The sequence below is a fragment of the Rhizorhabdus argentea genome (assembly GCF_037861105.1).
Classification (GTDB): domain Bacteria; phylum Pseudomonadota; class Alphaproteobacteria; order Sphingomonadales; family Sphingomonadaceae; genus Rhizorhabdus; species Rhizorhabdus argentea.
On the sequence record NZ_JBANFK010000018.1, the window covers coordinates 16013 to 40514 of the forward strand.

At 66.2% G+C, this 24502-nt stretch carries 18 protein-coding genes; 6 read left to right on the forward strand and 12 right to left on the reverse strand.

Annotated features, from left to right (window positions below; translation table 11 throughout):
* Window positions 1-5 precede the first annotated feature (5 nt).
* The 3 genes from AAC645_RS15335 to AAC645_RS15345 all read right to left on the reverse strand — a co-directional run bounded on the left by AAC645_RS15335 (window position 6) and on the right by AAC645_RS15345 (window position 4430).
* Complete coding sequence (locus AAC645_RS15335) at window positions 6-1283, reverse strand: dicarboxylate/amino acid:cation symporter (RefSeq protein ID WP_340317279.1); 1278 nt, start codon at window positions 1281-1283, stop codon at window positions 6-8.
* Window positions 1284-1543: 260 nt separating this feature from the next.
* Window positions 1544-3562 carry a TonB-dependent receptor plug domain-containing protein gene (locus AAC645_RS15340; RefSeq protein WP_340317281.1) on the reverse strand — a complete coding sequence of 673 codons (2019 nt, stop codon included), beginning with the start codon at window positions 3560-3562 and terminating at the stop codon, window positions 1544-1546.
* 85 nt (window positions 3563-3647) lie between these two features.
* Window positions 3648-4430 carry a GNAT family N-acetyltransferase gene (locus AAC645_RS15345; protein WP_340317283.1) on the reverse strand — a complete coding sequence of 261 codons (783 nt, stop codon included), beginning with the start codon at window positions 4428-4430 and terminating at the stop codon, window positions 3648-3650.
* 164 nt (window positions 4431-4594) lie between these two features.
* Between AAC645_RS15345 and zwf the strand changes: the two genes are divergently transcribed.
* The 5 genes from zwf (at window position 4595) to eda (ending at window position 10602) form a co-directional block, all read left to right on the forward strand.
* A complete protein-coding gene (gene zwf / locus AAC645_RS15350; RefSeq protein WP_340317286.1) occupies window positions 4595-6052 on the forward strand; it encodes a glucose-6-phosphate dehydrogenase in 1458 nt (485 codons plus the stop codon).
* 137 nt (window positions 6053-6189) lie between these two features.
* Window positions 6190-6894, forward strand: coding sequence for a 6-phosphogluconolactonase (gene pgl / locus AAC645_RS15355; protein ID WP_340317288.1), 705 nt, complete (start codon window positions 6190-6192; stop codon window positions 6892-6894).
* A gap of 195 nt (window positions 6895-7089) precedes the next feature.
* Window positions 7090-8910, forward strand: a complete 1821-nt coding sequence (gene edd, locus AAC645_RS15360; protein WP_340317290.1) for a phosphogluconate dehydratase — start codon at window positions 7090-7092, stop codon at window positions 8908-8910.
* Window positions 8911-9016: 106 nt separating this feature from the next.
* On the forward strand, window positions 9017-9991 hold the full coding sequence (locus AAC645_RS15365) for a glucokinase (protein ID WP_340317292.1): 975 nt from the start codon (window positions 9017-9019) through the stop codon (window positions 9989-9991).
* Entirely contained in the window at window positions 9991-10602 is a 612-nt protein-coding gene (eda, locus tag AAC645_RS15370; RefSeq protein WP_340317294.1) for a bifunctional 4-hydroxy-2-oxoglutarate aldolase/2-dehydro-3-deoxy-phosphogluconate aldolase, read from the forward strand. Before AAC645_RS15365 ends, eda begins: the two co-directional genes overlap by 1 nt.
* A gap of 80 nt (window positions 10603-10682) precedes the next feature.
* Here eda and AAC645_RS15375 read toward each other — a convergent pair whose 3' ends face one another.
* From AAC645_RS15375 to AAC645_RS15410, 8 genes are all read right to left on the reverse strand, one after another.
* Window positions 10683-11033, reverse strand: coding sequence for an energy transducer TonB family protein (locus AAC645_RS15375; protein WP_340317295.1), 351 nt, complete (start codon window positions 11031-11033; stop codon window positions 10683-10685).
* 86 nt (window positions 11034-11119) lie between these two features.
* Window positions 11120-12994: a methyl-accepting chemotaxis protein gene (locus AAC645_RS15380; RefSeq protein ID WP_340317297.1), complete on the reverse strand. Its 1875-nt coding sequence runs from the start codon at window positions 12992-12994 to the stop codon at window positions 11120-11122.
* A 242-nt stretch (window positions 12995-13236) separates the two neighbouring features.
* Entirely contained in the window at window positions 13237-15219 is a 1983-nt protein-coding gene (locus AAC645_RS15385; protein ID WP_340317299.1) for an acetyl/propionyl/methylcrotonyl-CoA carboxylase subunit alpha, read from the reverse strand.
* Between the two features lie 143 nt (window positions 15220-15362).
* Entirely contained in the window at window positions 15363-16355 is a 993-nt protein-coding gene (bioB, locus tag AAC645_RS15390; RefSeq protein ID WP_340317300.1) for a biotin synthase BioB, read from the reverse strand.
* On the reverse strand, window positions 16352-18502 hold the full coding sequence (scpA, locus tag AAC645_RS15395; RefSeq protein WP_340317301.1) for a methylmalonyl-CoA mutase: 2151 nt from the start codon (window positions 18500-18502) through the stop codon (window positions 16352-16354). The genes bioB and scpA overlap by 4 nt, the downstream gene beginning before the upstream one ends.
* A gap of 10 nt (window positions 18503-18512) precedes the next feature.
* Entirely contained in the window at window positions 18513-18938 is a 426-nt protein-coding gene (gene mce / locus AAC645_RS15400; RefSeq protein ID WP_340317302.1) for a methylmalonyl-CoA epimerase, read from the reverse strand.
* Entirely contained in the window at window positions 18938-20116 is a 1179-nt protein-coding gene (bktB, locus tag AAC645_RS15405; protein WP_340317303.1) for a beta-ketothiolase BktB, read from the reverse strand. Before bktB ends, mce begins: the two co-directional genes overlap by 1 nt.
* 143 nt (window positions 20117-20259) lie before the next feature.
* Window positions 20260-21792 carry an acyl-CoA carboxylase subunit beta gene (locus AAC645_RS15410; protein ID WP_340317343.1) on the reverse strand — a complete coding sequence of 511 codons (1533 nt, stop codon included), beginning with the start codon at window positions 21790-21792 and terminating at the stop codon, window positions 20260-20262.
* A gap of 195 nt (window positions 21793-21987) precedes the next feature.
* Here AAC645_RS15410 and AAC645_RS15415 point away from each other — a divergent pair, with 195 nt between their 5' ends.
* Window positions 21988-23406, forward strand: coding sequence for a helix-turn-helix domain-containing protein (locus tag AAC645_RS15415; RefSeq protein ID WP_340317304.1), 1419 nt, complete (start codon window positions 21988-21990; stop codon window positions 23404-23406).
* A gap of 224 nt (window positions 23407-23630) precedes the next feature.
* On the opposite strand, the gene AAC645_RS15420 is transcribed toward AAC645_RS15415, so the two are convergent.
* Complete coding sequence (locus AAC645_RS15420; protein WP_340317306.1) at window positions 23631-24500, reverse strand: 3-hydroxyacyl-CoA dehydrogenase family protein; 870 nt, start codon at window positions 24498-24500, stop codon at window positions 23631-23633.
* Window positions 24501-24502 lie beyond the last annotated feature (2 nt).

The following is a 24502-nucleotide window of genomic DNA, read 5'->3' on the forward strand; positions in this document are numbered from 1 at the left end:
GAAGCTCAGCCGAGCGCGGCCTTGAGCTTCTCCCGGTCCAGCGCGCCTTCCCAGCGCGCGACGACCACTGTCGCCACAGCATTGCCGACGAAGTTGGTCAGGCTGCGGCATTCCGACATGAAGCGGTCGATCCCGAGGATCAGGGCCATGCCCGCCACCGGCACCGAGGGTATGATCGACAGCGTCGCCGCCAGGGTGATGAAGCCGGCGCCGGTCACGCCCGCCGCGCCCTTGGACGAGATCATCGCGACCAGCAGCAGGCTGATCTGTTCGCCCAGCGAAAGATGGACGTCGCAGGCCTGGGCGATGAACAGCGCCGCCAGCGTCATGTAGATATTGGTGCCGTCGAGGTTGAACGAATAGCCGGTCGGCACGACCAGCCCGACCACCGGCTTGTCGCAGCCGGCGCGCTCCATCTTGGCAATCAGGTTGGGCAGTGCGCTTTCGGACGAGGAGGTGCCGAGCACCAGCAGCAGCTCATCCTTCAGATAGGCGATCAGCCTGAAGATCGAGAAACCGGCCGCCCAGGATACCAGCCCCAGCACGACCAGCACGAAGAACAGCGAGGTCAGGTAGAAGCAGAGGATCAGCCCGCCCAGATTGGCCAGTGCGCCGACCCCAAATTTGCCGATGGTGAAGGCCATCGCCCCGAACGCGCCGATCGGCGCCGCCTTCATCAGGATCGCGACCAGCCGGAATACCACCGCGGTCAGCCGTTCGAGCAGGTCGAGCAGCGGCACGCCGCGTTCGCCGCTCAGCGACAGCGCGATGCCGAACAGGACCGCGACGAACAGCACCTGCAGGATCTCGCCCTCGCTCAGCGCCGAGACCAGCGTGGTCGGGATGATGTTGGTCAGGAAGCCGGTCAGCGTCTGGTCGTGCGCCTTTTCGGCATATTCGGCGACATGGCTGGCATCGAGCGCGGCAGGCGCGATGTGCATACCTGTACCCGGCTGGAGGACATTGGCGACCACCAGCCCGACGATCAGCGCCAAGGTCGACATGACGAGAAAATAGCCGAAGGTCTTGGCTGCGACCCGTCCGAGATCGCCGAGCTGCCGCAGGCCGGCGATACCGGTGACCACGGTCAGGAAGATCACCGGAGCGATGATCATCTTGACCAGCTTGATGAAGGCGTCGCCGAGCGGCTTCAGCTGCGCGCCGATATCGGGTGCGAGCCAGCCGAGCAGCACGCCGAGCAGGATCGCGGTGAGCACCTGGGCATAGAGCGAGCGCCAGAACGGCGGATGGACCGGAAGCGCCGTGTCGTCGTCGATGATCATCGAAGTCCTCCCCCGTCTCGGTGGAGAATGCACTTCTTTCCCACTCCCTTTCAAGGGCGGCGGCTCGGCTTCAGAGCGATCGGGTGAGCCCCCTCTTCGTCATCCTGATGAAAATCGGGAATCATATGCGCAACGAAAACGAATATGCGCTGACAGGGCGGCACTCTTACCTCCCTTTCCGCGCGTATGGGTCCCGATTTTCATCGGGATGACGAAGGTGGATGCCGCAAATCAAACGCCACCCACCGTTACCCGATTGCCTACATCTCGTAGCGCAGCGCTACCCAGAGCGTGCGGGGTGTGGCGCGCTCGACGGTGCCGTCGGCGCCGACCGTCGCCTCGACGCGCTTGTTCGCGAGATTTTCACCGCGGACTTCGGCGGTCAGGCCCAGGCCGATCGGCGCCGACGCCACGGCGTCGAAGGTCAGCGCATCATCGAGAACGCGGCTGTTCTGGTCGTCTTCATATTGGCGGCCGATATAGCGGACGGTGCCGCCGATCCGCGCCGTGCCCGGGCGGTTCCATTCGATCGAGGCGCTGCCCTGGTCGCGCGGCGTCTGAGCCGGGCGCAAGCCGTCGAGCGCCAGCGCCGCGCCGCTCGCCCTGACGCGGGGGTCGATATGCGAGTAGCTCGCCTGCAGTCGCCACTCGCCGAGCGTTGCCTGGCCATCGATCTCGACGCCGCGGCTGCGGATCGCGTCGACATTCTGGCGCCGGCGGGTGTTGGGGGCGATCGTGACGTTGGAGATCGCATCGCCGAGCCGGTTCGAGAAGATCGTCGCGGCCAGCCGCCAGCCGGGCAGCGGCTGATATTCGACGCCGCCCTCGACGCCCTTGACCCGTTCGGGATCGAGTAGCGGATTGGCGATCGTCGAATCATTGCCGGCCCGGAACGGGCGGTAGAGCTCGTTCAGCGTAGGGAGCCGCCAGCCGGTATAGACGGCGGCGCGCACGGTGATCGCGCCCAGCGGAGTCCAGGCGGCACCGGCGCGGCCGGTCGCCTCGCTTCCCGAGCGGTCGGGATAGGCCGCGCTGTTGGCGGCGACCAGTGCCCCGGTCGCCCGGCTGATCTCGGTGCGCCGACCGTCGCGCAGCTGCCAATGGTCCAGCCGTCCGCTCGCCGTCACGGTCAGCGTGTCGATCGGGACGACCGCCGCTTCGGCAAAGGCGCCGTAGATCGTCTGATTGCCGCCGGCGAGCCGGTTGATGTTGGTCGAGAACACCCTTTCCTCGGTACGGCCGCTGACGTGGCGGATGTCGCCACCGAGCCGGAGCGTCCTGCCCTCGCCGATAGCCGGCCGGATCTCGATCCGTGCTCCCACGCCATTGGCCGGGACATTATATTGATCGAGCGACTCGCTGACCGTCGCTCGCCGGGCGCCGATGCTGGCGAAGCCGCTCGAAAATTCGCGGTGCTGCAGCCAGGCGGTGGCCTCCCAGCCCCAGGGGCCATTGCCGACCAGCCGCAGCGACGTGTCCACCGCCAGGTTCGAATTGCCGGTGAACGGCACGCCGCGGTCGCGCTGGTCGAGCAGGAAGGAACCGTTCGCCTGCAGTTCGGTGTCACTGTTCACCGGAATCACCGCGCGCGCCGCCAAGCGGCTCTGTTTGTAGCGGGCGGGGCGGTCGATCGGCCCGCGATCCTCGGCCACGACGGGGATGAAGCCGTCGCCGCGCGCATAGCCGCCCGACAACATGGCGAAGCCGCCGCCGAGCTTCGCCGTAACGGTGCCGTCGGCATCGATCGACTCGCGGCTGCCATAGGCGATCCCGGCGCTGAGCGCCGGCGCCTCGTCCGCTGCGATGCTCGATAGCTCGATGGTCCCGGCCAGCGCGCCGGGGCCATAGACGCCGCTGCCCCCGCCGCGCATCACCCGGACATGGCCGATCCGGGCCGGATCCAGCGCAGCCCAGCTGACCCAGCCGCCGAACGGATCGATCATTGGCACCCCATCGAGCAGGATCAGCGCCCGGGTCGAAGCATTGCCGCCGAGTCCGCGCAGGGTGGCGCCCTGGCTGGTCGGATGTGCCGAGCGCGCATCGGAGCGGCGGAACTGCTGGAAGCCCGCGGCATCGCGCAGGATATCCTCCATCCGTCCGCTCGCCGACATTTCTAGCCGGGTGCGATCGATGCTGATCACGTCATAAGCGGCATCGCCGGGCGATGCGGCGAGCCCCCGGCCGGTGACGACGATCTCGCTGTTATCCGCGGCGATGGCGGAGGTACAGGCGAGGGTGGCGCAGGCTACTGTCAGGCCTAACCGGAAATGCTGGCGCACAATGATCTTTCCCCGCTGTGTCGCGGCGGAACACCACCGTGCGATGGCGGCGTCAATCAGAATCGACGACACGGCCGGTTTGGCGCTAAGCCGCGACCTCAAAGCGCTGGGCGTAGCGCGAGGCGATCCGCGCCACCGGCATCATAACGAACACGTCGATCGTGTTGAACGCGCGATCGATATACGCGCCGTCGCCCAGTTCGGCGCCGACGCGCAGATAGGCCTTGATCAGCGGCGGCAGCTGGCGGAGTGCGAGCCGGCCATCATAGCCGCCGATCGGCAGGGTCGCGAGCGGGATCGCGTCGGTGCCGATGGCCTGCGCGCGCAGCTCGGCGGGAGCGAGATGGTCGTGCGCGAGCAGCGACAGCCCTTCGGCATGCTCGGCCGGATCAGTGCCGGGGAAGCTGCCGCAGCCGAACATATAGCCGATACGGTGCGCCTGCAGATAATCGGCGATGCCGCGCCACAGCAGCTGGATCGTTCCCGCATCGCGGTAGCCGGGATCGACGCAGGACCGGCCGAGCTCGAGCAGCTCGACGCCCTCCCGCCGGGCATGCGCCAGCACCCGCGACAGATCGAATTCATGGGCCGAGTAGAAGCCGGCATGTGCCTCGGCCACGCTCTGGCGGAGCAGCCGGTAGGTGCCCACCACAGGGCTGCCCGGCCGCGCGCGATCCTCGACCAGCAGATGGTCGCACAGCATGTCATAGGGATCGATGTCACGGTCGCAGCTGCCGGTCTGGCCCTGTGCGCCCATGCCGCGAAAGAAGATATCGTAGCGCAGCCGCTGCGCCGCAAACACGTCGGCTTCGCTCGCGGCGAGCCTGACCGCAAGGCTGCGCTCGTGCAATATGACCCGTTCCGACATGCCGATGCCCCCGATGTTCCGATCGGTCCGGTAAATAATGCGGCGATGCGACATGGCGGCTACCACCTCGCGATGCTTTTGCTACAAGAGCGTTGAGGAGCCGTGACGGTCGCGAACCGATCCCGTTCCTCGGGGGCAATAAACATGGCGAAGGACGGCGAACGGTGACGGGCCCCAGCGAGAAGCTGCTTCTTTTCGGCGCGACTGGCGATCTTTCCCAGCGCATGCTCCTCCCTTCGCTGTACGGTCTCGCCGCCGAAGGCCTGCTGCCGGAAAATCTTGCAATCATCGCCACGGCGCGCAGCAGCCATGACGACGCGGCCTTCCGCGATTTCGCCGCAACCGCGCTACGCCGCTTCGTGCCCTCCGAACGCCTGCAGGAGGACACTTTTGCCAGCTTCATCGCGCGGCTCAGCTATGTGCCCGTGGATGCCTCGAACGAAGCGGACTTCGCGGCGCTCGCGCGTGCCGTAGGATCGACCGACAAGGGCCTGTCCATCTTCCTCTCGACTGCCCCCTCGCTGTTCGGGGCGACGATCGACGGCCTCGCCAAGGCAGGGCTCGCGGGTGACGGCGTCCGCATCGGCCTGGAAAAGCCGCTCGGCTACGACATGGCGTCGAGCCGCCTCATCAACGACGCCGTCGCCGCCGTTTTCCCTGAGGATCGCACCTTCCGGATCGATCATTATCTCGGCAAGGAAACCGTCCAGAACCTGCTCGCTTTGCGCTTCGCCAACAGCCTGTTCGAACCGCTGTGGCAGGAAGGCGGCATCGAACATGTCCAGATCACCGTCTCCGAGACGGTCGGCCTCGAGGGCCGTGTCGGCTTCTACGATGGTGCCGGTGCGATCCGCGACATGGTGCAGAACCATATGCTCCAGCTCGTCGCGATGGTGGCGATGGAGCCGCCCGCCCAGTTCAACGCGACGGCGGTCCGCGACGAGAAGGTCAAGGTGCTGCGCTCGCTGCGCCCGATCGATCGCAAGACCGCGGCGACCCATAGCGTCATCGGCCAATATGGTCCGGGCGCGATGGCGGGCGGTGCGGTGCCCGGCTATGCCGACGAGCTCGGCAAGCCTTCGGACACCGAGACCTTCGTCGCGATCAAGGCCAATATCGACAATTGGCGCTGGAAGGGGGTGCCCTTCTACCTCCGCACCGGCAAGCGGCTGCCGAGCCGCCAGTCGGAGATCTTCATCCAGTTCAAGGGCGTGCCGCACTCCATCTTCGATCCGCGCGGTGCCGTGCTGCAACCCAACAAGCTGATCATCCGTTTGCAGCCCGACGAGAATGTCCGGTTGCTGCTCATGTCGAAGGAGCCCGGGCTGGACCGTGACGGAATAAGGCTGAGGGAAGTGCCGCTGGATATCTCGATGCCCAACGCCTTCGCCGACACCCGTCGTCGCATCGCCTATGAGCGGCTGCTGCTCGATCTGGTCGAGGGCGATCAGACGCTGTTCGTGCGGCGCGACGAGGTCGAGGCGCAATGGGAATGGGTCGACGCGATTCGTGACGGCTGGGCGGCCAACGCGATGAAGCCGCGTCCCTACACCGCCGGCACCTGGGGCCCCTCCGCCGCCATTGCCTTGACCGAACGCGACGGAGTCACATGGCACGACTAAAGCTTGCAATTCCTCCCCGGCCCGGGGAGGGGGACCGCGCCAAAGGCGTGGTGGAGGGGGGCTGACGCTAGCTACCGCTCGCGTCGAACCCCTCCCCCTCCCCGGGGAGGAATGTAGAAAAGGACTAAGGAAAGACGATGATCGAAGCCGAATGGTGGGACTATGACGATGCGGACGAGCTTGCCGATGCGGTGGCGGGCGATGTCGGATTCATCATCGAATCGGCTCTCGACGCTCGCGGCCAGGCGTTGATCGCGCTGCCTGGCGGCAAGACTCCGGTGCCGATCTTCGAGAAGCTGGCCAAGGCCAAGATCGACTGGAAGCGGGTGACGATCATCCCGACCGACGATCGCCTGGTGGCGATGACCGATCCGCTGTCCAACGCCGCGTTGATTGCAAAGGCCTTCCTCCCCAAGGGCGCGCGGGTGCTGCCGATCACCACTGACAAGGCCGCCGATCACCGCATGGCCGGCAAGGCCGCCGATGCCCGGCTGCAGGAACTTCACTGGCCGCCCGACCTGGTCTGGCTCGGCGTGGGCGCTGACGGCCATACCGCGTCGATCTTCCCAGGCCCCGATCTCGACGAGGCGCTCAACGGCCCGAAGGTGCGCCGCGCAGTCGGCGTGCTGCCCGCTCCGCTGCCCGCCGAAGCTCCGGTCGCGCGGGTGACGCTCACCAAGGCGGCGATCCTGTCGGCACGCACGCTGATGCTGGTGCTGACCGGCGCAGAGAAGAAGGCCCTGCTCGAACGCGCTATCAAGGACGGTGCCTCATCGACCCTCCCGGTCGGGCGGGTGCTGGCCGACGCGGAGCAGGCGATCGACATCCACTGGAGCGAATGATCAGCCTTGTTCCGTTCGGTTCGAGCGAAGTCGAGAACCGCCTCCGAGCGATAGCGAGGAACCTTCGCTTCGCTCAGGCGGGTCCCTCGACTTCAACCATTGGATGAAGTTTATCCTGAGCGCCTGCATTGCAGGCAGTCGAAGGTCTCGGGATGAACGGTTGAGATTGGCGCCACAGCGATTGGAGTAGTTCAGATGAACCTTCACCCTGCCGTCGAAGCCGTCACCGCTCGCATCGTCGAGCGGTCCAGAGCCGGCCGACAAGCCTATCTCGACCTGATCTTGCGGGAACGCGACACCGGTGTCGATCGCCCGACCCTGTCCTGCGGCAACCTCGCCCATGGCTTCGCCGCATCGGGCGAGGACAAGCCGGCGATCCGCGACGGCAAGGCGATGAACATCGGCATCGTCACGGCCTATAACGACATGCTGTCGGCGCATCAGCCCTATGGCCGCTACCCGGAGCAGATGAAGCTTTATGCGCGCGAGGTCGGCGCCACCGCCCAGGTCGCCGGCGGGGTGCCGGCGATGTGCGACGGCGTGACCCAGGGGCAGCGGGGCATGGAGCTGTCGCTGTTCAGCCGCGACACGATCGCCTTGTCGACCGCCGTCGGCCTGAGCCATGGCATGTTCGAGGCGGCGGCGCTGCTCGGCATCTGCGACAAGATCGTCCCCGGCCTGCTGATCGGCGCGCTGCGCTTCGGCCACCTGCCGACGATCCTGATCCCCGCCGGGCCGATGCCGTCCGGCCTCGCCAACAAGGAGAAGGTCCGCGTCCGCCAGCTCTATGCCGAGGGCAAGGTCGGCCGTGCCGAGCTGCTCGAAGCGGAGTCCGCCTCCTATCACGGCGCCGGCACCTGCACCTTCTACGGCACCGCCAATTCGAACCAGATGATGATGGAGGTGATGGGGCTCCACATCCCCGGCGCCGCCTTCGTCAATCCCGGCACGAAGCTGCGCCAGGAGCTGACCCGCGCTGCGGTCCACCGGCTGGCGCAGATCGGCTGGGACGGCAATGACTATCGGCCGCTGGGGCTCTGCGTCGATGAGAAGGCGATCGTCAACGCTGCGGTGGGCCTGCTCGCCACCGGCGGCTCGACCAACCATGTCATCCACCTGCCCGCGATCGCCCGCGCGGCGGGGATCGTCATCGACTGGGAGGATATCGACCGGCTCTCCGCCGCCGTCCCGCTGATCGCGCGCGTCTACCCCAATGGCTCGGGTGACGTGAACCATTTCCAGGCGGCGGGCGGCATGGCCTATGTGATCGCCACGCTGCTCGACGGCGGGTTGCTGCACCGCGATGTCCTGACTGTTTCGCGCGGAGACCTGGGCGAATATGCCAAGGATCCAAAGCTCGACGGCGATGGCCTGGTCTGGGAGGACGCACCCGCCGCGCCGCTTGACGAGACCATGCTGCGGCCGGTCTCGAACCCGTTCCAGCCCGATGGCGGGATGCGCCTCGTCCAGGGCAATCTCGGCCGTGGCACGCTGAAGACCAGCGCCGTCGACAAGGAGCGCTGGACGGTCGAGGCGCCGGTGCGAGTGTTTGATGATCAGGACAAGGTCAACGCCGCGTTCAAGGCCGGCGAGCTCGAACGCGACGTGATCGTCGTCGTCCGCTTCCAGGGCCCGCAGGCGAACGGCATGCCCGAGCTGCACAAGCTGACTCCCGCGCTCGGCGTGCTGCAGGATCGCGGATTCAAGGTGGCTCTGCTCACCGACGGGCGCATGTCGGGCGCGAGCGGCAAGGTGCCCGCGGCGATCCATGTCACGCCCGAGGCGTTCGCTGGCGGCGCGATCGCGAAGCTGCGCGATGGCGACATGGTGCGGCTGTGCGGCCTGAGCGGTACGATCGATGCGCTGGTCGATGTGGCCGAGTGGGAGGCGCGCGCGCCGGCCTCCGCACCGCCCGCCCATGTCGGCACCGGCCGTGAGCTGTTCGCCTTCATGCGCCACGGTGCCGACACTGCCGAGCGCGGCGGTTCGGCGATGCTGGCGGCGGCCGGCCTGTGAGCGGATCTGACGTTTCTGCATTCGTCATGCTGAACTTGTTTCAGCATCCACCGCTTCACAGGGGTCCGCTCCCGAGCGGAGGAGTGGATCCTGGAACGAGTTCAGGATGACGGGAGAGAAGATCGTCGCGGTCGATCTTGGCGGGACCAATGCGCGCTTCGCCATTGCCGAGCTGCACGATAACCGCCGCCCGACGCTGCACCCGCCGCGCAAGTACAAGACCGCCGACTATCCCGGCCTCGCCGCCGCCTGGGCCGCCTTCGCGCGTGATGAGGACGCCCGGCTGCCCCGCGCCGCCAGCATCGCCATCGCCGCGCCGGTCGATGACGAGCTCATCCGCTTCACCAACAATAGCTGGGTGATCCGGCCGGCTTCGCTGGCGCAGGAGCTCGGCATCGAACGGCTCAGCCTGTTCAATGATTTCGCGGCGATGGCGGCGGCGGTGGGCGTGCTGGAGCCGGCCGAACTGGCTTATATCGGCGGACCGGAAGGTCCGTTGCCGGGTGAAGGAGTCACGACGGTCATTGGCCCCGGCACCGGCCTCGGCGTTGCTCAGCTGTTGCGGCGCGACGGCCGTAACATCGTTCTCGCCACCGAAGGCGGACATATCGATTTCGCCGCGCTTGATGCTTTCGAGGAAAGGCTGCTCGGCCGGCTGCGCGAGCGCCATCGCCGGGTGTCGGTCGAGCGGGTCGTGTCGGGCCCGGCGCTCGCCGATATTCGGGCAACTCTGGCCTTGATCGGTAGCCAGGCCATTGTGCCGATGGATGATGCCAGCCTGTGGCAGGCAGCCTGCGATGCCAGCGATCCACTCGCGGCGCAAGCGCTCGACCGCCTCGTCATGACGTTCGGCGCGGTGGCGGGCGATCTTGCGCTCGCGCAGGGCGCCAACGCAGTGGTGATCACCGGCGGTCTCGCCAATCGCTTCGCGACGCGGCTCAGCGGGCCGCTGTTCAATGACCGCTTTCGCGCCAAGGGCCGCTTCGAACGGCGCATGGCCGAGTTCCCGATCCGCCTCGCCTGCTATCCCGAAGCCGGTTTGCTCGGCGCCGCTGCCGCTTTCCAGGAGGAACAACGCTAATGAATGTCGAGCATGTGATGACCCTGGCGCCGGTGATCCCGGTGTTGGTGATCCATGACGCCGCCCACGCGCGGCCGATTGCCGAAGCGCTGGTGGCGGGCGGGCTTCCCGCGCTGGAGGTGACGCTGCGCACCCCCGCCGCGCTCGACGTCATCCGCGAAATGGCGAAGGTGAACGGCGCGGTGGTCGGCGCGGGCACGGTGCTCAACCCCGACGACCTCAAGGCCAGCATCGATGCCGGCGCCCGGTTCATCGTCTCGCCGGGGCTTACCGAGCCGCTGGTGCGCGCCGCACAGGACGCCGGCGTCGCGATCCTGCCGGGCACCGCCAATGCCAGCGACATCATGCGCGGCCTCGACATGGGGCTCACCCATTTCAAATTCTTCCCCGCCGTCGCCAATGGTGGCCTCCCGGCGCTCAAGGCGATTGCCGCGCCGCTCTACAAGGCGCGCTTCTGCCCGACCGGCGGGATCAGCGAAACGACGGCGCCCGACTGGCTGGCGCTCGACGCCGTGCTGTGCGTCGGTGGCAGCTGGGTGGTGCCGGCCGGCGAACCCGACGTCGCCGAAATAAGGAAAAGGGCGGCCGCAGCGGCAAGATTGCCGCGCTGACCGCCCTCAACTCCGAGGCCGCTTTCGCTTCTGTTGCTGCCCCGGCTCTGCCGAGGCGACGCTTCAGCCCAGCGAGACCTTTAGTTCATTTTCCAGGTCAGCGGCACGACCAGCGACGCCGAGCCGCCCGGCGGAAGCGGGAAAGTGCCAACTCGCTTGGCGAGAGCCAGGGCCTCGCGATCGAGCACCGCCGATCCCGACGGTTCAAGCAGGGAGACCGCGGCGACCGACCCATCGTTGGCGATATCAAGCTTTATCTTCGCGGTGCCTTCGTCGCCCCGCATCTGCGCCGCGCGCGGATAGTCCTGCTTCGAAGCGAGCAGCTGGCGAACCTTCGAGGTCCAATCGGGCGTGGCGGCTGCATAGCATGCGCTCGCCGACAGCAGCGTTGCGGCCATGCCGAGGATCAGATTGCGCAAAGGATTCGTCATGGATTTGCTCCTTGTTTCTATGGGCGTTGAGATAAATGATTCGGGTTTCCAGGCGGATAAGGCCTGTGGTTAACCGCTGGTGAGGTTCAGAATTCGGCCCAGTCGTCCTCGCCGGCCTTGAGCGCGAGCGCGCCATGGACCGCAGGAGCTGCAGCGCGGCGCGCACGCGGCGCCGGCGTGTGGACGGGGGCCTCGGAACCGCGCGGGTGGTTCGTGCTGGTGCGGAAGGCGGACACGCGTTCGGCGAGACGCTGTGCCTCGGCCGACAGGCTCTGCACGCTGGCATTGGTCTCCTCGACCATCGCCGCATTCTGCTGGGTCACGCCATCCATCGAGTTCACGCCGCCGCTGATCTCGGTCAGCCCCGACGCCTGCTGCTCATTGGCCGCTGCGATGGCGGACACGAGATCGGTGACCTGCGCAAATTCGGCGACGATTTCGCTCAGCGCCGATCCGGACCGCTCGACGAGCTGCACGCCGGTGACGACCTGGTGGCTCGATGTCGCGATCAGGGCGCGGATCTTGCCCGCGGCTTCGGTGCAGCGCTGCGCCAGAACGCGGACTTCGGTGGCGACGACGGCGAAGCCGGCGCCGGCCTGGCCAGCGCGTGCCGCCTCGACCCCGGCATTCAGCGCAAGGAGATTGGTCTGAAAGGCGAGGTTGTCGATCGTCGAGACGATTTCTTCCATCTCCCGGCTGGACGTTTCGATGGTCTTCATCGCCGCGATCGCCTGGCCGGCGGTGGTGCCCATGGCTTCGGCGGACGACCGCGCGGCCGCGACCTTCTCGCTGGTTTCGCGGGCATTGCCTGCCGTCAGCCGGACGGTGCCCATGAACTGTTCGAGCGCCGACGCCGTGCTGGCCAGCGAATTGGCCTGGCGCTCCGTGCGCTGCGACAGATCCTGCGCCGCCTTGGCGATTTCCCCGGTACCCGAGCGGATCGTGCCGAAGCCGTCGACGATCTCGGTGATGGTCGAGGAAAGACGATCCAACGCGTCGTTGAAGTCACGATGAAGCTGGCCGAGCGGCCCTTCGGCATCGTCGGGGACGCGGACGGTGAGGTCGCCATGCGCGACGGCGGCAAGCCCCGCGCCGATCGCCTCGACCGTACGCTGGGTCGCCTGGCTGCGTGCCTGGTCTTCGGCAGCCCGCTGCTGATCAGCGAGCGCGCGCTCTTTTTCTGTGGCAAACAGCGCCTTGAAACCGTCGAGCGCACGGGCGAGGCTGCCGATCTCATCGCGGCGACGCATCGCCGGGATCGCAACCGAAAGATCGCCGCCGGACAGCGCCCTGACTGCATTGCCCATCCTCGACAGCGGACGGGCAATGCCCAGCAGCATCATGGCCATCAGCAGGACGGTGACGAACAGAGCGGCGCAGATCGAGCGGATGACGAGAAGACGGGTCTTGGCATAGATCTCGCCGGCGGCCTGCGAAGCCTGCTGGCCACCCTTTTCGTTCAGGTCGACCAGTGCGAGGATATTGTCTTCGACGGTATAGAATCGATCGAGGCTGTCGCCGCGGAACATCGCGACGGCGCCCGCCGAATCGCCGGACTGGCCAAGCTGGATCATCTGCTCGTTGGCGGCCAGATATTCGTCCCAACTCGACTTGAGTGCGGCGAACGCGGCCTGCTGATCGGCATCCTTGGCATAAGCGGCATAGTCGGCCAGCATGCCCTTGATCGCAGTGTCGGCATTTCTGAGCTGGATCGCGGCCTTGCGCCGTCCTGCATCATCCTCCGACATCACCTGCAGCCCCTGGCTGATGCGATATTGGGACGTGTAGGCGTGGATATCGCCGACGAGCTTGGTGGCCGGAAGCCATTGCACGCGCATCTTGCTCGACAGGTCATTGACCTCGCCGATCTTGAGCACGGCGACGCTGCCAAGACCTGCTATCATGCCCAGCATGGTCAGGAAGGCCAGCGCCATTTTCCCGCCAATACCGAATTTCGCCATCAAAGAACCCACCACTCGCTCCTCCCGCGCCCAGGGAGGTACCCCTCGCCCTGGAAATGATGGCGGAGCTTAGCCGTGAATTGGTTAATTCATCGTCGCATGCCGGAGAAGGAAGGGCGATTTACCGGCGCAAAGCGTGCTTGCGGCGGAACAGGTTGAATTGAGAACGAATTTTCAGGGCGACAGGCGCCGGCAGCCTCCGGCGCGGAGGCTGGAACCCGGCAAGACCCGGCCGAATCGGCTTACTCGAACTCCAGAATCACCGCGTCGACAGCCAGACTGTCGCCCGGCTTCGCCGCGACCGACCTGACCACGCCGGCCTTCTCCGCGCGCAGGATATTCTCCATCTTCATCGCCTCGACCACCGCCAGCGGCTGGCCGGCTTCGACCTTGGCGCCCTCGTCGACGTGGATCGCGGTCACCAGTCCCGGCATTGGGCAGAGCAGGAAGCGCGACATGTCGGGCGGGGTCTTCTCGATCATGTGGTGCGACAGGGTCGCGACCAGCGGCGTCAGCACGCGCAGATCGTGGCTCGCGCCGCGCGTGGTGAAGCGCCAGCCGGTGCGCTTGCGTTCGACGCGCAGCGACAGTTCCTCGCCGTCGACCAGCGCCTCGACCAGCCGCTGTCCCGGAACATAAGGCGCATCGACGACTACCGAGGTTCCGTCGACGATCACCGCATCCCCGGACAGTTCGACCTGGCGCTCGATGCCGTCGAGCGTCACCACCCAGCGGCTCGATGGCTCGGCGGGGCCGTTCAACCGGCCTTCGATCTGCGCGCCGCGCGCGGCGTCGACGCTCGCGAGCACGCCCGCGATCGCGGCCAGCCGCAGGCTCAGCGTCTCGCCGGCCGGAGCGCCGGAGAAGCCGTCGGGATATTCCTCGGCGATGAAGCCGGTGGTGATGTTGCCGCTGCGGAAGCGCGGATGCTGCATCAGCGCCGACAGGAAGTCGATATTATGGCCGATGCCATCGATCTCGAACCGGTCGAGCGCGCTGATCTGCTTGTCGATCGCCTCCTCGCGGGTCGCGCCGTAGCTGATCAGCTTGGCGATCATCGGATCGTAGAACATCGAGATGTCGGAGCCTTCATAGACGCCGTCGTCGACCCGGACATTGTCGATCTGCGCCGGCGGGCGATAGCGCACCAGGCGGCCGGTCGACGGCAGGAATCCGCGATAGGGGTCCTCGGCATAGACCCGATTCTCGACTGCCCAGCCCTCGAGCTTCACCTGCTCCTGGGTGAAGGCGAGCTTCTCGCCATAAGCGACGCGGATCATCTGCTCGACGAGGTCGAGGCCGGTGATGCACTCGGTAACCGGATGCTCGACCTGGAGCCGGGTGTTCATCTCGAGAAAGTAGAAGCCTTCGCCGGTGGTGTCGGCGCCGCTGACGATCAGTTCGACCGTGCCCGCGCTGTAATAGCCCACCGCGCGAGCCAGTGCGACCGCCTGCTCGCCCATGGCCTTGCGCATCTTCGGGGTGACGAAGGGCGACGGCGCCTCCTCGACCACCTTCTGGTGGCGGCGCTGGATCGAGCATTCGCGCTCGTGCAGGTAGAGGATGTTGCCATGCTTGTCGCCGAGCACCTGGATCTCGATGTGGCGCGGGCTCTCGATGAACTTCTCGATGAAGACCCGGTCGTCGCCGAAGCTGTTGAGTCCCTCGCGCTTCACGCTCTCGAAATTCTCGCGGACGTCCTTCTCGCTATAGGCGAGGCGCATGCCCTTGCCGCCGCCGCCGGCGGACGCCTTCATCATCACGGGGTAGCCGATGCCGTTCGCGATCTCGACGGCATGGTCGGTCGAGTCGATCTCGCCGACGAAGCCGGGAACGACGTTGACGCCGGCCTGCTTGGCCAGCTTCTTCGATTCGATCTTGTCGCCCATCGCCGCGATCGCGCCGATCGGCGGGCCGATAAAGGCGATGCCGGCATCTTCCAGCGCCTGGGCGAAGCTGGTCCGCTCGGACAGGAAGCCATAGCCGGGGTGCACCGCCTCGGCGCCGGTCGCCTTGCAGGCAGCGATGATCTTGTCGGCGATCAGATAGGATTCGGATGCGGGGGGCGGACCGATATGGACAGCTTCATCGGCCATCTCGACATGCGGCGCGCGCGCATCGGCGTCCGAATAGACCGCTACGGTCTTGATGCCCATGCGGCGCGCGGTCTTGATCACGCGGCATGCGATTTCGCCGCGATTGGCGATCAGGATCTTCTTGAACATCAGCCTGTGATTTCCCTTTTATTCCCCGACCCCGCTCATCCTGAGGAGCCATTGAGCCTGCCGAAATGGCGTCTCGAAGGATCCTTCGAGACGGGCCTTCGCCAGAGCTCAGTCCCTCCTCAGGATGAGCGGCGGTGATAATGTTATTCCGCCGCTAACGCCTCCGGCGACGTCGTGTTGATCGACCCGGTGAGGCCCAGCTTGTCGAACAGGCGGCCATCGGCGTCGCTGCCCTGGTTGCCCGTGGTCAGCAGTCTGTCGCCGGTGAAGATCGAATTGGCGCCCGCGAGAAAGCACAAAGCCTGCGTTGCCTCGCTCATGCTCTCGCGGCCAGCCGAGAGGCGGACCACCGAGCCGGGCATCGTGATCCGCGCCACCGCGACGGTGCGGACGAACTCGATATCGTCGATCCGCGCCTCGGGCAGGCCCTCGAGCATGTCGCCGAGCGGCGTGCCCTTGACCGGCACCAGCGCATTGATCGGCACGCTCCCCGGATGCTCGGGCAGGGTCGCCAGCGCGTGGAGGAAGCCGACCCGGTCGGCGCGGTCCTCGCCCATCCCGACGATGCCGCCGGAGCAGACGTTGATCCCCGCCTTTCGGACACGCTCCAGCGTGTTGAGGCGGTCGTCGAAGGTGCGGGTGGTGACGACCTTCTCGTAATATTCCGGCGAACTGTCGATATTGTGGTTGTAATAGTCGAGCCCGGCCGCTGCGAGCTTGTCGGTCTGCTCGTCGCTGAGCATGCCAAGCGTCATGCAGGTCTCGAGGCCCATCGCCTTGACGCCCTCGACCATCGAGACGATCGCGTCCATGTCGCGATCCTTGGGTGATCGCCAGGCGGCGCCCATGCAGAAGCGTTCGGAGCCCGATGCCTTGGCCTCGCGCGCCGCCGCCAGCACGTCCTCCACCTGCATAAGCTTGGTCGCCTGCAGGTCGGTGTCGTTGCCCGCGGCCTGGCTGCAATAGCCGCAATTCTCGGCACAGCCGCCGGTCTTGATCGACAGCAAGGTCGACAGCTGGACGGCGTTGGCGTCATGATATTGGCGGTGCGCGGCCTGCGCCTGCCAGAGCAGGTCGTTGAACGGCAGCTCGAACAGCGTCGCGATCTCGCTGCGGGTCCAGTCGTGGCGGATCATTCCGCGGCCTCTTCGAGACCTTCGGGCGGCTGGTTGTGGCCGAGGAGCCGCAGCACCTCGGTCGCCGCGCCGACGAGGTTCGTGCCTGGCCCGAAAATGCCTTGCACGCCCGCGTCGCGCAGGAACTGATAATCCTGCGCCGGGATCACGCCCCCGGCGATCACCTTGATGTCGGTGCGGCCGGCCGCCTTGAGATGGCCGATCAGTTCGGGGATCAGCGTCTTGTGCCCGGCGGCGAGGCTCGATGCGCCGACTACGTCGACATCGGCCTTGATCGCGAGTTCGGCGGCTTCCTTCGGAGTCTGGAACAGCGGTCCGGCCACCACTTCGAAGCCGAGATCGCCAAAGGCCGAGGAGACCAGATTCGCGCCGCGGTCATGGCCGTCCTGGCCCATCTTGGCGACCAGCATGCGGGGCTTGCGTCCCTTGCGGCGCTCGATCGCGGACACGCCGTCGATCAGCCCGGTCCAGCGCGCGTCATCGCCATAGGCGCCGCCATAGATCCCCTTCACCGGGGTGGGATTGGTGCCGTAGCGGCCGAACACGTCCTCCATGGCCGACGAGATCTCGCCCAGCGTGGCGCGGGCGCGGGCGCAGTCCACCGCCAGCGCGAGCAGGTTCTCGCCGCCTTTCGCCCCTTCGGTCAGCGCGGCAAGCGCCGCCCGGCACTTGGCTTCGTCGCGGCCGGCCTTGACCTTGGCGATGCGGGCGATCTGCGATTCGCGCACCGCGACATTGTCGACGTCGAGAATGTCGATCGGGTCTTCCTGCGCGAGCTTGTACTTGTTGACGCCGACGATCACCTCGTCGACCCGGTCGATCCTCGCCGCCTTGGCGGCCGAGGCCTCCTCGATCATCGCCTTGGGCCAGCCTGCGGCGACGGCCTTGGCCATGCCGCCTTCGGCCTCGACCTTCGCGATGATCTCCCAGGCCTTGTCGACCAGCTCCTGGGTCAGCGCCTCGACATAATAGGAGCCGCCGAGCGGATCGACGACCTTGGTCATCCCGGTTTCTTCCTGGATGACGATCTGGGTGTTGCGCGCGATCCGGGCCGAGAAATCGGTCGGCAGCGCGATCGCCTCGTCCAGTGCGTTGGTGTGGAGCGACTGGGTGCCGCCGAGCATCGCCGCCATCGCCTCGATGGTCGTGCGCATGACGTTGTTGTAGGGATCCTGCTCGGTCAGCGACACGCCCGAGGTCTGGCAATGGGTGCGCAGCATCTTCGAGCGCTCGTCCTTCGCGCCGAGCTGGGTCATCACCCGGTGCCACAGCACGCGTGCGGCCCGCAGCTTGGCGATTTCCATGAAAAAGTTCATGCCGATCGCGAAGAAGAAGCTCAGCCGCCCGGCGAAGGCATCGATGTCGAGCCCCGATGCGACGCCATATTTCACATATTCCATGCCGTCGGCGATGGTGAAGGCCAGCTCCTGGACCTGTGTCGCCCCGGCTTCCTGCATGTGATAGCCCGAGATCGAGATCGAGTTGAACTTGGGCATGTTCTGCGAGGTGAAGGCGAAGATGTCCGAGATGATCCGCATGCTCGGCTCGGGCGGGTAGATATAGGTGTTGCGGACCATGAACTCCTTGAGGATGTCGTTCTGGATGGTCCCGTCGAGCTGGGCCAGGGGGACGCCCTGCTCCTCGCCCGCGACGATGAAGAAGGCGAGGATCGGGATCACGGCGCCGTTCATCGTCATCGACACCGACATCTGGTCGAGCGGAATGCCGTCGAACAGGATCTTCATGTCGTCGATCGTGTCGATCGCGACGCCGGCCTTGCCGACATCGCCGGTCACGCGCGGATGATCGCTGTCATAGCCGCGGTGGGTGGCAAGATCGAAGGCGACCGACAGGCCCTTCTGGCCGGCCTTCAGGTTGCGGTGATAGAAGGCATTGGAGGCCTCGGCGGTCGAGAAGCCGGCATATTGGCGGATCGTCCAGGGCCGCCCGGCGTACATCGACGCGCGCACGCCGCGGGTGAAGGGCGCGAAACCCGGCAGGCCGGGATCGATGCCGGCCACGTCCTCGGCGGTGTATAGCGGCTTGACCGCGATACCCTCGGGCGTGTTCCAGGTGAGGTTCTTGCCCTTCACCTCCTTGGCGGCGTCGGCTTCCCATCTCGCCAGGTCCGGCGTCTTGTCGCTCATCGAAACTTCCTCAGTGATTCGCGCCAGCTTTAGGCGTTTCCATGACCTCGGTCAGCACTCCGCCCATGTCCTTGGGATGGACGAAGAAGATCGGCGTGCCGTGCGCGCCGATGCGCGGTTCGCCCAGCACCTTCGCCCCCTTGGACTCGAACCAGGCCTTGGCTTCGTGGATGTCTGGCACCTCATAGCAGAGATGATGCTGGCCGCCGGCCGGATTCTTGGCGAGGAAGCCGTGGATGGGTGAAGCGTCCCCCAGCGGCTCGATCAGCTCGATCTGGCTGTTGGGGGTATCGACGAAGCACACCTTGACCCCCTGCGCGGGCAGGTCGAACGGTTCGCGGATCACCTCGGCACCCATCATATCGCGATAGAAGGCGATGCTCTTTTCGATCGAGGGCGTCGCGACCCCGACATGGTTGAGACGGCCAAGCTTCATCAGACCCGCTCCACCACCATCGCGATGCCCTGGCCGCCGCCGATGCACATCGTGATCAGGCCGTAGCGGCCGCCGGTGCGCTGCAGCTCGTAGATCGTCTTGACCGTCAGGATCGCACCGGTCGCGCCGACCGGATGGCCGAGCGCGATGCCCGATCCGTTGGGGTTGAGCTTCTCGCGGTCGAAGCCGAGCGCATTGGCAACCGATAGCGCCTGGGCCGCGAACGCCTCATTGGCCTCGATCACGTCCATCTGCGCGAGGGTAAGCCCGGCACGCTTGAGCGCCATCGGCACGGCCTTGATCGGACCTTCGCCCATATATTCCGGCTCCACGCCGGCGTGACCCCAGGCGACGATCCTCGCCATCGGCTTGAGCCCGCGCTTCTCGACTTCGCTGCCGGTCGCCAGCACCACGGCAGCGGCGCCGTCGTTGATGCCCGAGGCGTTGGCGGCGGTGACGGTGCCGTCCTTCTTGAAGGCCGGCCGCATGGCTGTGAGTGTTTCGATGCTGGTATCGGCGCGCGGGTGCTCGTCGGTGTCGAACAGGGTCACGCCCTTGCGGGTCTTGATCTCGATCGGAAGGATCTGCTCCTTGAACCGGCCCTCCTCGATCGCCCGGCAGGCGCGCTGGTGGCCCTCGAGCGCGAGCGCGTCCTGCGCCTCACGGGTGATCTGATGCCGCTCGGCGCAATTCTCCGCGGTGATGCCCATATGGTAGCCGCCGGTGGCATCCTGGAGCCCCTGGGTCAGCGCGTCGACCAGGACATTGTCACCCATCTTCACGCCCCAGCGGCTGCCATGGTCGTGAAACGGCACGTTTGACATCGATTCCGCGCCGCCAGCGACGGTGATCGAGGCCTCGCCGAGCTTCATCATCTGCGCCGCCGAGACGATCGCCTGAACCCCCGAGCCGCACAGGCGATTGAGCGTAAGCGCCGGTGCCTCGAAGGGGATGCCAGCTGCGAGGGAGATAGTGCGTGAAAGCGAACAGTCCTTGGCGCTGGTCGGCATGACCTGCCCGATGACGACGTGCTCCACATCGCTAGGCGCGACGCCTGCGCGGCCGATCGCCTCTGTCACCACCTTGGTGCCGAGATCCGACGGGAAGAAGCTCTTGAGCGACCCGCCGAAGTCACCGATCGCGGTGCGCACACCGCTGACGATATAGATATCTTCCACTGTCTTTACTCCATGTCCCGCGCGCGGGTCAGTCCCGATCCCCATTCACCCGTCACCCCAGCGGAGGCTGGGGTCTCAGGAGGCTCGCGCACTGCGCTGCTCCTGAGATGCCCAGCCTTCGCTGGCATGACGTGGGTTGGGGGTTACAACGGTATATTATCGTGCTTCTTCCATGGATTTTCGAGGCTCTTGTTGCGGAGCTTGCGAAGACCCAGGGCGATTCGCCGCCGCGTCGAATGCGGCATGATCACTTCGTCGATGAATCCCTTGGAGGCGGCTACGAACGGGTTGGCGAAGCGGTCCTCATATTCCTTGGTGCGCGCGGCGATCTTGTCCTTGTCGCCGATATCCTTGCGGAAGATGATCTCGACCGCGCCCTTGGCGCCCATCACCGCGATCTCCGCGGTGGGCCAGGCATAGTTGAGGTCGCCACGCAGGTGCTTGGAGGCCATGACGTCATAGGCGCCGCCATAGGCCTTGCGCGTGATCACGGTGATCTTCGGCACGGTCGCCTCGCCATAAGCGAACAGCAGCTTGGCGCCATGCTTGATGATGCCGTTATGCTCCTGCGACGTGCCGGGCAGGAAGCCGGGAACGTCGACGAAGGTGATGATCGGGATGTCGAAGGCATCGCAGAAGCGCACGAAGCGCGCCGCCTTCTTCGAGGAGTTGATGTCGAGGCAGCCCGCCAGCACCATCGGCTGGTTGGCGACGATCCCCACCGGCCGGCCCTCGATACGGCCGAAGCCGATCACGATGTTGCCGGCATGATTGGGCTGGACCTCGAAGAAATCGCCTTCGTCGACGACCTTGTGGATCAGCTCCTTGATGTCATAGGGCTTGGCGGCGCTGTCGGGGATCAGCGTGTCGAGGCTGGCGTCGAGCCGATCCCATGGATCGTCGGTCGGCCGGACCGGCAGTTCGTGACGGTTCGACAGCGGCAGGAAATCGACGAAATCGCGGACCGAGAGCAGCGCTTCGATGTCGTTGTCGAAGGCGTTGTCGGCGACCGAGGTCTTGGTGGTGTGGGTTACCGCGCCGCCCAGATCCTCCTGGGTCACCACTTCGTTGGTGACCGTCTTGACCACATCGGGACCGGTCACGAACATGAAGCTGCTGTCCTTCACCATGAAGATGAAGTCGGTCATCGCCGGTGAATAGACCGCTCCGCCCGCGCAGGGCCCCATGATCACGCTGATCTGCGGGATCACCCCGGAGGCCAGGATGTTGCGCTGGAACACTTCGGCATAGCCGCCGAGGCTGGCGACCCCCTCCTGGATTCGGGCGCCGCCCGAGTCGTTGAGGCCGATCACCGGGGCGCCGACCTTCATCGCCATGTCCATGACCTTGCAGATCTTCTGGGCATGGCGCTCGCTCAGTGCGCCGCCATAGACCGTGAAGTCCTGGCTGAACAGGAACACCAGCCGGCCATTGATCGTGCCCGATCCGGTGACGACGCCGTCGCCCGGGATATGCTCCTGCTCCATGCCGAAGTCGGTGCAATTATGCTCCACATACATGTCGAGCTCCTCGAACGAGCCTTCGTCGAGCAGCACCTGGACACGCTCGCGCGCGGTCAGCTTGCCCTTCTTGTGCTGCGCGTCGATGCGCTTTTCGCCACCGCCCAGCCGTGCGGCGGTACGCTTTTCTTCGAGCTTCTGCAGGATCGCCAGCATTTTGGGCACTCTGCTCCCTTGAATGATTCTGCTGGCCCCCTTTTCAAGCTTTGCGGGATAACGCAAATGTGAATTTGCGGAATTGCGAAATTGAGGTTTGCAAATAGCCTAGTCGCAGATCTCTTCACCACGCCCGAGCGCTGTGCCAAGCTATTTGCGGATCAAGATCGGCATTTTGCAAAATGAGAGCTGAGGATGGCGAGACGCACTGGAACCAGACTATTCGCGGGCCACGAGCTGAAGGCTCTCCGTCAGCGTGCCGGGCTCGGCCAGGCGGCCATGGCGGCGCGGGTCGGGCTGTCGGTGTCCTATCTCTCGCAGCTGGAAAATGATGACCGGCCGGTGACGCCGGCGGTCACGGAATCCTTTGCCCGCGCCTTTCCGATCGACTGGAACGGCGCGCAGGCCGACGACGCCGACCGTCGGCTGGCGGCGCTGCGCGAGGCCTTTGCCGATCCGCTGTTCGCCGCCGCAGGCTTCGGCGGGCAGGCGCTTCATCGCGCGGTGGAGCAGCAGCCGCTGTTCGCCGACCATTTCGTCCGCCTGCATGATGCCTATCGCCGCGTCGAGGGGCGGCTGCAGATGGTCGACGATCGGATCGCGATCGGCGTTCCCGGCGACGACCGGCTGCCGTGGGAAGAGGTGCGCGACTGGTTCCACGAGGAGGGCAATTATGTCGACAGCATCGATCGCGCCGCGGAGGCGCTGGCCCAGGAACTCGACGCAGAGCCGTTGACCGACAGTCTGATCGCGCATGTGCTGAAGGAGCGCCACGGCGTCGACGTGCTGACCGCGAGCGACGACGGCGGCATGTTGCGGCGATTCGACCGGTCGCGCGGGTTGCTGACGATCGGCGCTGCGCAGCCGCCCGAAACCCGGCGCTTCATGATGGCGCACCAGCTCGCTCTGCTCGAATTCCGCTGGGAGATCGCTCTCGTCGCCGGCAAGGCGCAGCTGCGCGCGGCCGAGGCGCATCCGCTGCTCTCGGTCGGCCTCGCCAATTATGCGGCCGGGGCTCTGCTGATGCCCTATGGCCGCTTCCGGGAAACCGCGCGCGCGATGCGTCACGACATCGACCGGCTGTGCCAGCGCTTCGGGGTCAGCTTCGAACAGGCCTGCCACCGGTTGTCGACCTTGCAGCGCCCGGCCGAGCGCGGCGTGCCTTTCTTCTTCTGTCGGGTGGATATGGCCGGCAACATCACCAAGCGCCATTCCGCGACGCGGCTGCAGTTCGCCCGCTTCGGCGGCGCCTGCCCGCTGTGGATCGTGCATGAGGCCGTCGCGATTCCCGACCGTATCCTCGTCCAGATGGCGGAGATGCCCGATGGCGTGCGCTATGTCTCGATGGCCAAGGGGCTGGTGAAACCCTCCGGGTCCTTCACGCGCGCACCGCGCCGCTTCGCGGTAGCGCTCGGCTGCGAGGCTGAGCACGCCCGCGACTTCATCTATGCCGATGCGCTGGACATCGCCAATGTCGAAGCGGCGACGCCGATCGGCATCTCCTGCCGGCTCTGTCCGCGGCAGCATTGCGACCAGCGCGCCTTCCCGCCGGCCGGTCGGCCGGTCACGGTCGATGCCGATCGCCGCGACGTGGTGCCCTACCGGGTGGGGTAATGTTTTAGGGTCTGAACCTTGGCCCTCAAACGCCGGGCGGCCGGCCTCCGCCGGTCTTGGCTTCGCGCCAATAAGGCGCGGCTGCCGGTCGGCAGCTTCTCGGCTACGCCTCGGCCACCGCAAAGCTCCAGAGGCCCGAAGAGACAAGCGCGAACAGCGCGTCCGAGCTTATTGCGAGGAAGCCAAGGGCGGCGGAGGCCGCCCGCCCGGCGTTTGAGGCCGAGCTAAAAAGACGCCACCGGGGTTTCGCCGGAATAGTCATAGAAGCCCTTGCCGCTCTTGCGTCCCAGCCAGCCGGCCTCGACCATCTTCAGCAGAATCGGCGCGGGGCGGTATTTCGGATCGCCGAAATCCCCCTGGAAGACGCGCAGCACCTCGAGGATGGTGTCGAGACCGATCATGTCGGCCAGGGTAAGCGGACCCATCGGGTGGCCCGCACCGAGCTTCAGGCCGGCATCGATATCCGGGATCGACGCGAGCCGTTCGCCGGCGGCGAAACAGGCCTCGTTGAGCAGCGGCAGCAGGATGCGGTTGACGACGAAACCGGGGCTGTCGGTGGCGAGGATCGTCGTCTTGCCGGTGCGGCGGCCGAATTCCTCGGCGGCGGTGACCGCGGCCGGGCCGGTCGCCAGGCCCTTGATCAGTTCGAGCAGCGGCATCAGCGGCACGGGATTGAAGAAGTGCATGCCGATGAAGCGGGCGGGATCGGCTACCGCCTGGCCCAGCCGGGTGATCGAGATCGACGAGGTGTTGGTGGCGAGGATCGCGGTGGGACTCAGCACCTTGCCGATCGTGTCGAAGATCTGCCGCTTGATCGCTTCACGCTCGGTTGCGGCCTCGATGATGAGGTCGGCCGCCCGCATCGGCTCGAGATCGGCGACCGGCACCAGCAGGTCCGCGGCGCGATCGCGCTTCTCGGCTTCCAGCTTGCCGCGCTCGACCGCCCTGTCGAGCATCTTGACGATCCCGGCCTTGCCCTTGGCGGCGACATCGAGCGACACGTCGGACAGGAACACCTTCATGCCGGCCTGTGCGGCGATCTGGGCGATTCCGGCCCCCATCTGCCCCGCGCCGACCACTCCGATGATGTCCATGC